Annotated in this window: 10 protein-coding genes; 8 read left to right on the top strand and 2 right to left on the bottom strand. The window is 72.0% G+C overall.

All coding sequences use genetic code 11. From position 1 onward, the window contains the following. Positions 1-1204: 23S rRNA (uracil(747)-C(5))-methyltransferase RlmC (gene rlmC / locus ACTSKS_RS10620; protein WP_442927546.1), on the bottom strand; the 1204-nt coding region annotated here is incomplete at its 3' end. A gap of 10 nt (positions 1205-1214) precedes the next feature. After that, positions 1215-1823 (bottom strand): HEAT repeat domain-containing protein, encoded by a 609-nt coding sequence (locus ACTSKS_RS10615; protein ID WP_020628173.1) that lies wholly within the window; start codon positions 1821-1823, stop codon positions 1215-1217. 120 nt (positions 1824-1943) lie between these two features. Between ACTSKS_RS10615 and ACTSKS_RS10610 the strand changes: the two genes are divergently transcribed. The 8 genes from ACTSKS_RS10610 to ACTSKS_RS10575 all read left to right on the top strand — a co-directional run bounded on the left by ACTSKS_RS10610 (position 1944) and on the right by ACTSKS_RS10575 (position 12134). Further along, positions 1944-2918 carry an acyl-CoA thioesterase gene (locus ACTSKS_RS10610; RefSeq protein ID WP_036384550.1) on the top strand — a complete coding sequence of 325 codons (975 nt, stop codon included), beginning with the start codon at positions 1944-1946 and terminating at the stop codon, positions 2916-2918. A 24-nt stretch (positions 2919-2942) separates the two neighbouring features. Beyond that, the gene (locus ACTSKS_RS10605; RefSeq protein ID WP_036384548.1) at positions 2943-4211 is read left to right on the top strand and encodes a phospholipase D-like domain-containing protein; all 1269 of its coding nucleotides are present in this window, start codon (positions 2943-2945) and stop codon (positions 4209-4211) included. Positions 4212-4583: 372 nt separating this feature from the next. After that, on the top strand, positions 4584-5987 hold the full coding sequence (locus ACTSKS_RS10600; RefSeq protein WP_036384546.1) for an MBL fold metallo-hydrolase: 1404 nt from the start codon (positions 4584-4586) through the stop codon (positions 5985-5987). A 34-nt stretch (positions 5988-6021) separates the two neighbouring features. After that, entirely contained in the window at positions 6022-6615 is a 594-nt protein-coding gene (locus tag ACTSKS_RS10595; protein WP_052007121.1) for a rhodanese-like domain-containing protein, read from the top strand. 6 nt (positions 6616-6621) lie between these two features. Then, positions 6622-7404 (top strand): sulfite exporter TauE/SafE family protein, encoded by a 783-nt coding sequence (locus ACTSKS_RS10590; protein ID WP_081339249.1) that lies wholly within the window; start codon positions 6622-6624, stop codon positions 7402-7404. 72 nt (positions 7405-7476) lie between these two features. Then, positions 7477-7752 carry a metal-sensitive transcriptional regulator gene (locus ACTSKS_RS10585; RefSeq protein WP_036384544.1) on the top strand — a complete coding sequence of 92 codons (276 nt, stop codon included), beginning with the start codon at positions 7477-7479 and terminating at the stop codon, positions 7750-7752. A 522-nt stretch (positions 7753-8274) separates the two neighbouring features. Beyond that, on the top strand, positions 8275-10032 hold the full coding sequence (locus tag ACTSKS_RS10580) for an ABC transporter ATP-binding protein (RefSeq protein ID WP_036384543.1): 1758 nt from the start codon (positions 8275-8277) through the stop codon (positions 10030-10032). Beyond that, complete coding sequence (locus ACTSKS_RS10575; protein WP_439883903.1) at positions 10029-12134, top strand: ABC transporter ATP-binding protein; 2106 nt, start codon at positions 10029-10031, stop codon at positions 12132-12134. Before ACTSKS_RS10580 ends, ACTSKS_RS10575 begins: the two co-directional genes overlap by 4 nt. Positions 12135-12273: the final 139 nt, after the last annotated feature.

The raw sequence follows: 12273 nt of genomic DNA, 5'->3' as shown, positions 1-12273 counted from the left end.
GGGTCAGCAGCGTGAGCACCTCCGCGTGCCGGGTCTGGGGGAACATGTCGAACACCTGCACCCGCGCCACCCGATAGCTCGGCATCCGGGCCAGGTCCTGCGCGAGCGTCGCCGGGTTGCAGCTGGAGTACAGGACGGTGGGCACACCCGAGTCCTCCAGCGCGTCCGCCAGCTCGGCGCCGATGCCCCGCCGGGGCGGATTCACGACGACGGCGTCCGGGCGGGGCCGCCGTTTCTTGAACGAAAGCGCCTCCGGAGCCCGCCGTTTCTCGAACGAAAGCGCGGAGGTGGCGTCGCCGGCGGAGAAGCGCGCCCGGTCGGCCAGGCCGAGCTCCGCGGCCGTCTCCCGGGCCGCGGCCACCGCCTCGGCGGAGGACTCCATGCCCCACACGTCGCGCACGCCGGCCCGGGCCAGGTGGAACGCGAACCCGCCCACCCCGCAGTACAGGTCCCACGCCGACGCCGGCAGGCCGGCCTCGGCGACCCACGCCGCCGCCGTCGCGTACAGCCCCTCGGTCACCGCGGTGTTCGTCTGGAAGAACCCCTGCGGGCGCAGCCGCAGGCCCACCCTGTTGAGCCGCATGGTGAGCGTCGGCCCGCCGGCGAGCACGATCTCCTCGTCGCCCTCGGGCAGGGCCACGTGCTCCGGCAGCAGGTTCGCGCTCACCACGGCGGCGGGTGTCCCGCGCGCCGCGAGGTCGTCCAGCAGCCCCGGCACCGCCGCGCGCAGCGCGTCCAGCCGGTCGGCGGAGCGCAGCACGAACCGGACCATCGCCTCCCGGTCGGGGGAGAGCGTCACGATCACGTTCTTCAGCTCGCCCGTGCGGGCGGCGACGTCGTAGGGCTCCAGCCCGGCCGCCGTCACCGCCGCCGCGCACGCCTCGAACACGCCCTCCATGCCGGCCTCGTACAGGCCGCAGTCGCGCAGGTCCACGCCGGCGCCGTCGTGATGGCGGGGGTGCTGCCGCGGGTCCAGGATGCCCAGCCGCGGCGCCGCCGCCGACCCCGTCACCACGAGCTTCGCCTTGTTCCGGAACCCCGCCTCCGCGGAGGCGAACGGCTCAGCCACGACCGTGTCCGCATCGAGCGCGTCCGCCAGCGCGGCCAGGACCGCGGCCTGCTTGTCCGCGAGCTGCCGGGCGTACGGCACGCCCATCAGTGGGCAGGAACGGCACTCGCCGACGTCGAAGTGGGGGCACTGCACGGGCGTCGCCTCAGCCCTCGAGGCTGACCCGCAGGCCGGGCCGGTCCAGGCGGATCGCGAGCTGCTCGAGGGCCAGCTCGGCGGCCGCGGCCAGGTCCGCGTCCACGTCCATCACCATGCCGGTGAGCACGGGCAGGGCGGACTCGAGGTCCTCGGGGCGGGCGAGGGCACCCAGTGCGGACGCGGCCGACGCGCGGACCTCCGGGTCCGGGTCGGCACAGCCGGCCCGCACCGCGTCCACGAGGGTGCGGTCGACGGCGGCGTCGCGGCGCAGCGAGCCGGCGCGGGAGGCGAGCACGAGGTGGGCCGCCGAGCGGACGTCCGCCTCGGGGGCGGTGAGCGCCCCGGTCAGGGCGGGCAGCGCGCTGCGGTGCCACGCGTGCATCAGGGCCAGGGCGCCGGTCGCGGCGGGGCTGAGGTCGCCGTCGTCGCCGGTGAGGGCGCGGGCGGCGCCCGAGGTGACGTCATCGGGAGTGGCCGCGCCGGTCATCAGGCGCACCGCCAGCCCGGCGACGGCGGCCTCCCCGCGCTCGGCGACGGCGGCCTCGGTGCGGCGGCGCAGGCGGTCGTGCGGGGTCTGGGGCTCCGCGGGCAGGGGGAGACGGTCGAAGGCGGTCATGGGTCCATTGTCCCCCGTGCACGGACCCGCTTGGGGCGCGGCCGAGAGGTTCCCCGCAGACTCCTGGACGGGGCGTGACCGGCCGCACAGGGCCCGGACTCGGGTGATACGTTCGACGGCATGAGACCACCCGGAGCCCTCGCCCTTGAATTCCGGGCGGACAGCTTCGACCATCCCACCGGCCTGGTGGACGCCGGCACCGTCATCTCCTGGATCGAGAAGGCCGGCTACGCCGTCGCGGCGAGCTGGGCCGGGACGTTCGTGCGTGCCCGCTACATGGGGCACACCCAGTTCCGCCACCCCGTGCCGGTGGACCGCCGTGCCGTGGTGCAGGCGCGCGTGGTCCACACGGACGGCGCCGAGGTGCACGTCCAGACCCGCCTGCTGCTGCCGGAGATCCGCGACGACGACGGCGACCCCGTGGTCGCCACCTCGTCCCTCGTGGTCTACGCCGCGGAGGAGGACGGGGTGCGCGTGACCGTGCCGGTCTGGGAGCCCTCGACCCCCGGCCAGATCGAGCGCGACGAACAGGCCCGCCGCTCCACCGTGGCCCGCCGCGCCGTCGAGCGTGGCATGGCCCGACTGCCGTTCCCCGCGCCCGGGGAGGCCCCCGAGGAGATGAGCACCCTCGCGTTCCTGGCCCCCAACGCGGAGGCCACCGTGGGCGGCACCATCAATGCGGGCGCGATCCTGCGCTGGGTGGACGAGGCGGCCGCCGTCTGCGCCGCCCGCTGGACCGGACATGAATCCGTGGTCGCGGTGTTCGGCGGCGGTGTGCGCTTCGTGCGGAACATCCACGTGGGCGACCTCGTGCGCGTGGAGGCCCTCCTGGTGAACACCACGGAGCGGTCCATGCATGTGGCGCTGCGCGTCTACGCGAGCCGACGCACCGGGGCGGAGTCCCGCCTGGTGGCACACTCGATCGCCGTCATGGTGGACGTCTCCGCGGAGGACCAGGCCCAGCGGGTGCGGCAGTACATCCCCGAGAGCGAGAGCGCCCGGAGGCTGCAGGAGACGGCGATCGAACTCGTGCGCATGCGCTCCGAGGTGAGCGCGGCCTGGACCGAGATGCGCCGCTCGACCGATCCGCGCTGACGGGGCCCTGAGTAGACTGAGCGAATGCGTCGACCGTCCCTGCCGTCCCTGTCCCGCCTGCCGGTCCGTCGTCTCCTCCGGGGAGCGGCCGTGGCCGCGGGCGTCGGTCTCGTGGGACTGCCGCTGACGGTCGCCGCCGGGCTCACCGGCGTGGACATGGTCAAGCGCGGCGGCCGAGTGCGCCGACCCGCGCCGAACCCCGGCGTGTTTGACGCCCACGTGGAGGGCTCCGAGCTGCGCATCTTCACCTCGGGTGAGGACCTCTACAAGGAGATGATCGCCGCGATCGACGGAGCGCAGCGGATCATCAAGTTCGAGACCTTCATCTGGAAGGACGACCCCACGGGCCAGCGGTTCATGGACGCCTTCAACCGGGCGGCCGCGCGCGGCGTGGAGGTCTACGTCTCCTACGACGGGTTCGGGAACCTCGTGGTCCCGCCCCGCTTCTACCGTCAGCTGGACCCGCGCATCCACGTGTTCCGGCTGCCGGCCTTCGCCCGCCCGATCTGGCGAGGCGTGGTCCGGCACAGCGGGTTCAACCACTCGAAGATCATGGTGGTGGACGACGAGGTCGGCTTCGCCGGCGGCTTCAACATCGGCGACGACTACGCCCGCCTGTGGCGGGACACCCACGTGCGTGAGCGCGGCCCGGCGGTGTGGGCGCTGGGCCAGTCGATCTCCATCAAGTGGAACGCCCACCACCGCGCGGGCGAGCAGATGTCCTGGCGCCCCCCGGACACGTGGGACCCGCGCATCACCGTGGCCGCGAACCAACCGCCGCTGCTGGTCTACCCGATCCGGCTGAGCTACCTCGACGCCATCCAGCGGGCGCAGCACCGCATCCTCATCAACACGCCGTACTTCATCCCGGACCAGCAGGTCCTCGAGGCGCTGCTGCACGCGGCCCGGCGGGGGGTGGACGTGCAGGTGATGGTGCCGGAGGACTCCAACCACATCGTGGCGGACTGGGCCTCGCGCGGCTTCTTCGGGAAGATGCTCGAGGCCGGCATCACGATCCTGCTGTACAGGGCCAGCATGATCCACGCGAAGACCGCCACCGTGGACGGCATCTGGTCCACCGTGGGCTCGGCCAACGTCGACCGCCTCTCCCTGGGCTTCAACTACGAGTCCAACGTGGTGGTCGTGGACCGCGACTTCGCCGCCCGGATGGAGGAGATCTTCGCTCTCGACGCCCAGCGGGCCGTCCGGATCGACACCCCGCGCTGGAAGGACCGTCACCGCCTCGCCCGCGTGGTCGAGGTCCTCCTGGTCCCGCTGCGTCCCCTGCTCTGAGGGGCCCGGGCGCTGAGCCAGACGTTTCTGCGGTTCTGACGCCCGATCCGCAGCGGAATCATCTGGCTCACGCTCCCCGCCGCGCGAGCCAGACGTTTCTGTCGTTCTGACGCTCGATTCGCAGCGGAATCATCTGGCTCACGCCCCCTGCCGCGTGAGCCAGACGTTTCTGTAGTTCTGACGCCCGATCCGCAGCGAAATCATCTGGCTCACGCCCCCTGCCGACGTCTCCTGATCGTGCCGTCCCTCCCCGTCGCCGCCCGGGCTCACCCTCTCTCTTGCATACCCCTGGGGGTATACCTTACGCTCGTTCTCGACATACCCCAGGGGGTATCGGATGGACATCGAGACCCCCCGACCCGGAGGAGAACCATGCTGCTCGAGCGCATCTACGACGAGGACCTCGCCCAGGCCAGCTACGTGATCGGCTGCCAGGCGAAGAACGAGGCGATGGTGGTGGACCCCCGCCGCGACATCCAGGTGTACCTGGACCTGGCCGCCAAGAACGGCATGACCATCACCCACGTGACCGAGACCCACATCCACGCGGACTACCTCTCCGGCACCCGCGAGCTGGCCCACGCCACCGGCGCCCAGATCCACCTGTCCGGCGAGGGCGGCGAGGACTGGGCCTACGGCTTCGAGGGCAACCTCCTCAAGGACGGCGACACGGTGACGCTCGGCAACATCACCGTCGAGGCCGTGCACACCCCGGGCCACACCCCCGAGCACCTGTCCTTCCTCGTCACCGACGGCGCCTTCGCGGACGCCCCGGGCTACATGCTCACCGGCGACTTCGTGTTCTCCGGCGACCTCGGCCGCCCGGACCTGCTGGACGAGGCCGCCGGCGGCGTCGACACCCGCTTTGAGGGCGCCCAGCAGCTCTTCGCCTCCCTCAAGGCGAAGTTCCTGACCCTCCCGGACCACGTGCAGGTGTTCCCGGCCCACGGCGCCGGCTCCGCCTGCGGCAAGGCACTCGGCGCGCTGCCCTCCACCACGGTCGGCTACGAGCGCAAGTACGCGTGGTGGTCCGACTACCTGAAGAACGACGACGAGCAGGGCTTCATCGACGAGCTGCTCGACGGCCAGCCCGACGCCCACGCCTACTTCGCCCGCATGAAGCGCCAGAACAAGCAGGGGCCAGCCATCCTGGGCGAGCTGCCCGAGCTCGAGGAGCTGGACGCCGGGGGCGTGCAGGCGACGCTCGCCGAGGGCGCCGTGTTCGCGGACACCCGCGGTGTGGACGAGATCCTCGCCGGCACCGTGCCGGGCGCGCTGGCCTTTCCGTCCCGCGGCAAGGTCGCCACGCACGCCGGCTGGGCCTACGACCCGGAGAGCGACGACGCCGCCCTCGTCCTGCTCGCCGAGGACCGCGAGGACGCGCACACGATGCGCGACCACATGATCCGCGTGGGCGTCGACGCCGCCGCCGCGTTCACCACCTCCGTGGACGGCCTCACGTTGGAGCCGGTGCCCACCGTGCAGGCCGACGAGCTGCGGTCCCGCATCGAGGCCGGCGAGGTCGGCGCGGAGCAGGACACCGTGCTGGTGGACGTGCGCAACAAGACCGAGTTCTCCCACGGCACCGTGGCGGACGCCCGGCAGCTGAACGCCGGCAAGGTGCTCTTCCACCAGGAGGAGCTGCCGAAGGACAAGACCCTGGTGACCTTCTGCCAGTCCGGCCTGCGCAACATCGTGGCCGCCCAGGCGCTGCGCCGCGCCGGGTTCGACGTGATCGAGCTCGAGGGCAGCTACGCCGCCTGGCAGCAGTCCTGACACACCCCCAGACCAACCCCGAGGAGCCCCTCCCATGAGCGTCACCCTGTCCCCCGTCGCCCCGCGCGACCTGAAGGCCGAGCTGGCCGCCCGCCCCGACGCCGTCGTGCTGGACGTGCGCACCCCCGGCGAGTTCGAGACCGAGCACATCGCCGGCTCCTACAACGTGCCGCTGGACCTGCTCCAGGAGCACGCGGACGAGGTCGCCGCCCGCCTGGACGGCACCGCGGTGCTCGTCTGCCAGTCCGGCAGCCGGGCCGGCACCGCCCAGGACCGTCTGGCCCAGGCCGGCTTCACCTCCGCGCGCGTCCTGCAGGGCGGCATCTCCGCCTACGCCGAGGCCGGCGGCGAGGTCGTCCGCAGCGGCAACCGCTGGTCCATGGACCGTCAGGTCCGCATGACCGCCGGGTCCATCGCGCTGGTCGGGGCCGTGGCCTCCCAGGTCGGCTCGAAGCGGTTCGGCCTCATCCCCGCCGCGATCGGCGCGGGCCTGTCCTTCTCCGCCGTGTCCAACACGTGCGCCATGGCGTCCGTGCTGGCCAAGATGCCGTGGAACCGCCCCGCGCAGGAGCGCTCCGCGGGCGACGTGATCGGCCGCATCCCCACCGGCGCGGGGAAGCGGAGCTGACCCGTGATGTGGATCGTCCTCGCCCTGGCCCTCGTGGTCGGCCTGCTGCTCGGCCTCATGGGTGGCGGCGGGTCGATCCTGATGGTGCCCCTGCTGACGTACGTGGCCGGCCTCGAGCCGAAGCAGGCCATCGCGGGCTCCCTGTTCGTGGTGGGTGTGACCTCGCTGGTCTCAGTGCTGCTGCACTCGCGGCACGGCACCGTCCGGTGGCGCACCGGCCTGATCTTCGGCGCGGCCTCGATGGTGGGTGCCCTCCTGGGCGGCGTCGTCGGCGGCTTCCTGCCGGGGACCCTGCTGCTGATCGCCTTCGCGGTGATGATGCTCTTCACGGCGTGGGCCATGATCCGGCCCAAGAAGACGCAGCCGGCGGCCGCCCCCTCAGTGGAGGCCTCGGCTGACGTCGAGCCCCGCCGCCACCCGCTCGGGAAGATCCTGCTGGAGGGCGTCGTCGTCGGCTTCGTCACGGGCATCATCGGCGCCGGCGGCGGGTTCCTCGTGGTCCCCGCGCTCGTGCTGCTCGGCGGCCTGCCGATGTCCGCCGCGGTGGGCACGTCCCTGCTGGTGATCGCCATGAAGTCCTTCGCGGGCCTCGGCGGCTACCTGACCAGCGTGACGCTGCCGTGGGACCTGCTGCTGTGGGTCACCGGTGTGGCCGTGGTCGGCGGGCTGATCGGCGTTCCGCTCGTGAAGCGGGTCCCGGAGAAGGCGCTGAAGAAGGGCTTCGGCTGGTTCGTGCTGGCCATGGGCCTGGTGATCCTCGTCCGGGAACTCATCGGTCTCCTCGTGTGACCTCCGGCGACGTCGCCGGATACCCCTGGGGATATGATTCCCCTCCCCGCCACCGTGACAAAGGAGGTCGCCGTGCGCACCGCCGACGCCGAGACCCAGCGCAAGATCCTCAACCGCCTCAAGCGGGCCCGCGGCCAGCTGGACGCCGTGATCCGCGAGGTCGAGGGCGAGGGTCGCTGCAAGGACGTGGTCACGCAGCTCTCCGCCGTCTCCACCGCGCTGGATCGCGCCGGCTTCGCGATCGTCTCTGCGGCCATGCAGTATTGCCTCGCCGACCCCGAGAAGGCGGAGGACGAGGAGAAGCTCACCGTCGCCGAGCTCGAGAAGCTCTTCATGACCCTGGCCTGACCGGCCACCCCGAAGCCCCCTCGCCGAAAGGATCCCTCATGTGCCGTCCTGCGCGCTGCCGCGTCTGCCGCAGGGCCACCTGGGCCGGATGCGGCCGGCACGTCGAGTCCGTCAAGGCCGTCGTCCCCGCGGCGCAGTGGTGCGATGGCCGTCACTCTGATGCCGAGCGCGACGCAGCCCGCGCGGGCCGTGCCGGGGCCGCAGGGTTCTTCGCGAGGCTCTTCGGGCGCTGAGCCAGGCGTTCCGGGGGCGTGAGCCAGATGTTCGTGCTGTTCTGAGGGACCCTCAGCAGCGGAAACGTCTGGCTCACGCCCCCCGTCTGGCGTCGCTCAGTCCTCGTGCGGGTCCGCCAGCGGGTGGTTCGGCAGCCGGCTGTCCGGGGTGCGCCCGCGGCGTCCGACGACGACGGCTGCTGCCCGACCTCCTCGCCCGCGGCTGGGGCACAATGAACCCGGCCCACGTCGGCCCACCTCACTGCGGCCCCACGCGGCCGCGCGCCCATCCCGACTCCCTGGGAGCCCCATGCTCTGGACCCTGCTCCGCCGTCACGGCCGGCGCTATCGCGGCGCCGTCGCGGCCGTCGTCGTGCTGCAGCTGATCAGCACGCTGGCCATGCTGTACCTGCCCAGCCTCAACGCCCGCATCATCGACGAGGGCGTAGCCCGCGGTGACACCGCCCGCATCTGGGACATCGGCCTCGTGATGCTCGGCGTCGCGCTGGTGCAGGTGGTCGCCGCGATCGCCGCCGTGTGGTTCGGGGCGAAGGCCTCGATGGGCGTCGGCCGGGACCTGCGCCGCGCCGTCTACACCCGCGTGGACGCGTTCTCCGCGGAGGAGCTCGGCCGCTTCGGCGCCGCGACCCTCATCACGCGCGGCACCAACGACGTCAACCAGGTCCAGATGCTCACCCTCATGGCCCTGAACTTCATGGTGGCCGTGCCGATCATGGCGGTCGGCGGCATCATCATGGCCATCCGCGAGGACCCGGGCCTGTCCTGGCTCGTGTGGGTCTCCGTGCCGGTGCTGCTGGTGATCGTGGCGTGGATCGTCGCCCGTCTCATGCCGCTGTTCCAGCGGATGCAGGACAACATCGACGACGTCAACGGCGTGATGCGCGAGCAGATCCAGGGCATCCGCGTGGTCCGCGCGTTCGTGCGCGAGCGCCACGAGACACGCCGGTTCACGGACGCCAACGCCGCCCTGACGGAGACGTCCGTGCGGATCGGCCGGCTGTTCGTGCTGCTCGGCCCGGTCATCACGATGATCCTCCACCTCGCCACCGCCGCCGTCCTGTGGTTCGGCGGCGAGCGCGTGGACGCGGGGCTCGTGCAGGTCGGCGCGCTCACCGCGTTCATGCAGTACCTGCTGCAGATCCTCATGGCGGTGATGATGGGCACCTTCATGATGATGATGCTCCCGCGCGCCGTGATCTCCGCCCGCCGCATCGGCGAGGTCCTGGACACCGTCCCCACGCTCGCTGAGCCGGTCCGCCCGGTGACCCCCGCGCGTCGCGACGGCGCCGTGGAGCTGCGCCACGTCACCTTCCAGTACCCCGGCGCCGAGGCGCCGGTGCTCGACGACGTCAGCTTCGCCGTCGCCCCCGGCACCACGACGGCGATCATCGGCTCGACCGGCTCCGGCAAGTCCACGCTGATCAGCCTGCTGCCGCGGCTGTACGACGCGACGTCCGGCGAGGTGCTCGTGGACGGTGTGCCGGTGACCGACCTGGCCCGGGCCGAGCTGACCGAGGCCGTGGCCCTCGTGCCGCAGAAGCCGTACCTGTTCTCGGGCACCGTGCGGGAAAACATGCAGTTCGGGGCCCCGGACGCCTCGGACGAGCGCATCTGGGCGGCCCTCGAGACGGCCCAGGCCGCCGACTTCGTGCGCGCCCGCACCACCGGCAAGGCAGAGACGGCGGCCTCCGGTCTGGACTCGCGCCTCTCCCAGGGCGGCACGGACGTCTCCGGTGGCCAGCGCCAGCGCCTGTCCATCGCGCGTGCCCTCGTGGCCGAGCCGCGGATCCTCGTGTTCGACGACTCGTTCTCCGCGCTGGACGTCACCACCGACGCGCGGCTGCGGGCGGCGCTCGACCGCGCGGCGGCCGGGGTGACTCGGATCGTCGTCGCCCAGCGGGTGGCCACCATCACCGACGCCGACCAGATCATCGTGCTGGACGAGGGCCGCGTGGTCGGCCGCGGCACCCACGCCGAGCTGCTGGCGGACAACCAGACCTACCGGGAGATCGTGGACTCCCAGCTGACCGCGGAGGACGTGGCATGAGCGAGCACCTGACGGACGAGGAGATCCTCGAGATCCAGGAGCAGGGCGCCACCGACGACTGGGGCGGCGGGCCGGCCCGCAAGGCCAAGGCGTTCTGGCCGTCCGCGAAGCGGCTCATGAGCCTGTTCCGCACGGAGAAGCTGGGCCTGGTGGTGGTCGCGCTGATGGTGCTGGTCGCCGTCGTGCTCAACGTGTGGGCCCCGCACGTCCTGGGCCGGGCGATGGACGTGATCTTCGGCGGCGTGGTCTCCGCGCAGATGCCCGGCGGGCTGAGCCGCGAGCAGGTCATCGACGGGCTGCGCGCCCAGGGCGAGGACCAGGCCGCAGAGATGCTCTCCGGCATGGCGTTCACGCCGGGCGAGGGGATCGACTTCACCGAGCTGGGCCGGCTGATCCTCATCGTCCTGGGCATGTACCTGGTGGCGCAGACCTTCATGTGGCTGCAGGGCCGCGTGCTCAATGACATCGTCATGCGCATCGTCTTCCGCCTGCGCGAGGAGATCGAGGCCAAGATCAACCGGCTGCCGCTGAGTTACTTCGACCGCGGGCAGCGCGGCGACCTGCTCTCCCGCGCCACCAACGACGTGGACAACGTCCAGCAGGCCCTCCAGCAGGCGTTCGCCTCGCTCGTGTACTCGGTGCTGACCGTGATCGGCATCGTCGGCATGATGTTCTGGCTGTCCTGGCAGCTCGCGCTCATCGCCCTGGTCGCCCTGCCGGTGGCCGGTGTGGTGGTGGGCGTGATCGGCAAGAAGTCCCAGGCGCTCTTCTCCGCGCAGTGGCGGGAGACGGGCCGGCTCAACGGGCACATCGAGGAGTCGTTCACGGGGCATGAGCTGGTGACCGTGTTCGGCCGTCAGCGGGACATGGCCGCGCGCTTCGACGAGCGCAACGAGGAGCTGTACGAGGCCGCGTTCACGGCGCAGTTCTACTCGGGGATGATCATGCCGATCATGCAGTGGGTGAACTGGCTGGGCTACGTGGGCATCGCGGTGGTCGGCGGCCTGCGCGTGGCCAACGGGCAGATGACCCTCGGCGCCGTCACCGCGTTCATCCAGTACTCGCGCGAGTTCAACCAGCCGCTCGGGCAGATCGCCGGCATGTCCAACATGCTGATCTCCGGCGTGGCGTCGGCCGAGCGCATCTTCGAGCTCCTCGACGAGCCGGAGGAGACCCCCGACGGCACCCCCGCCGGCACCCCCGCCCGCACTTTCGTTCGGGAAACGGCGCCCTCCGAGAGCACTGTCGTCCGGGAAACGGCGCCCTCCGCCGCCCCCGGGCCCGACGGCGTCGCCCACCTCCCGCGCCCGCTGCGCGGTCGCGTGGAGTTCGAGCATGTGCGCTTCTCCTACACGCCGGAGAAGCCGCTCATCACGGACCTGAACTTCGTGGCGGAGCCGGGGCAGACGGTCGCGATCGTCGGGCCGACCGGTGCCGGCAAGACCACCCTGGTCAACCTGATCATGCGGTTCTACGAGGTGGACGGCGGGCGGATCCTGCTGGACGGCGTGGACACCCGCACGGTCAGCCGCGGCGAGCTGCGCGCCGCCACCGGCATGGTGCTCCAGGACGCGGTGCTGTTCGGCGGGACCATCAGGGAGAACATCCGCTACGGCCGGCTCGACGCCACGGACGAGGAGGTCGTCGAAGCGGCGAAGGCCACCTACGTGGACCGCTTCGTGCACACCCTGCCCGACGGCTACGACACCGTGATCGAGCAGGACGCAGCCAACGTGTCCGCTGGCGAGCGGCAGCTCATCACGATCGCCCGCGCGTTCCTGGCCCGGCCGTCCATCCTGATCCTGGACGAGGCCACCTCCTCCGTGGACACCCGCACCGAGGTGCTCGTACAGGAGGCCATGGCGGCGCTGCGCTCGGACCGGACGAGCTTCGTGATCGCCCACCGCCTGAGCACCATCCGGGACGCGGACGTCATCCTCGTGATGGAGGACGGCGACATCGTGGAGCAGGGTTCGCACGAGGAGCTCCTGGCCGCCCGGGGCGCGTACTTCCGGCTGTACAGGAGCCAGTTCCAGGGCGGGGAACAGGCGGAGGAGCAGGACGACGACGGCGCGCCCGCCGCGCGCGAGGACGCCCGCTGAGGCCGGGGCTGGATGGCGCCGGCGCCCAGCCACTGGCCGCTGGCGTCGCTGCGACACGGGACCACCCGATGACCTTCTCGATCCAGGTGCCGGTGAGTTTCACGAGCCCGCACCTCTCCGGAGCCGGAGGTGTACGGGG

This window comes from Micrococcus sp. TCR-5, from assembly GCF_052220525.1.
GTDB lineage: Bacteria > Actinomycetota > Actinomycetes > Actinomycetales > Micrococcaceae > Micrococcus > Micrococcus luteus.
The sequence above is the reverse complement of the archived record's forward strand: the minus strand, read 5'-3'. Positions and strand labels throughout refer to the sequence as shown.

Excerpts from the sequence above, each read along its gene's own strand:
- ACTSKS_RS10575 (WP_439883903.1), top strand. The coding sequence starts at position 10,029 with ATGAGCGAGCACCTGACGGACGAGGAGATCCTCGAGATCCAGGAGCAG.
- ACTSKS_RS10605 (WP_036384548.1), top strand. The coding sequence starts at position 2,943 with ATGCGTCGACCGTCCCTGCCGTCCCTGTCCCGCCTGCCGGTCCGTCGT.
- ACTSKS_RS10595 (WP_052007121.1), top strand. The coding sequence starts at position 6,022 with ATGAGCGTCACCCTGTCCCCCGTCGCCCCGCGCGACCTGAAGGCCGAG.
- ACTSKS_RS10610 (WP_036384550.1), top strand. The coding sequence starts at position 1,944 with ATGAGACCACCCGGAGCCCTCGCCCTTGAATTCCGGGCGGACAGCTTC.
- ACTSKS_RS10590 (WP_081339249.1), top strand. The coding sequence starts at position 6,622 with ATGTGGATCGTCCTCGCCCTGGCCCTCGTGGTCGGCCTGCTGCTCGGC.
- ACTSKS_RS10615 (WP_020628173.1), bottom strand. The coding sequence starts at position 1,823 with ATGACCGCCTTCGACCGTCTCCCCCTGCCCGCGGAGCCCCAGACCCCG.
- ACTSKS_RS10600 (WP_036384546.1), top strand. The coding sequence starts at position 4,584 with ATGCTGCTCGAGCGCATCTACGACGAGGACCTCGCCCAGGCCAGCTAC.
- ACTSKS_RS10580 (WP_036384543.1), top strand. The coding sequence starts at position 8,275 with ATGCTCTGGACCCTGCTCCGCCGTCACGGCCGGCGCTATCGCGGCGCC.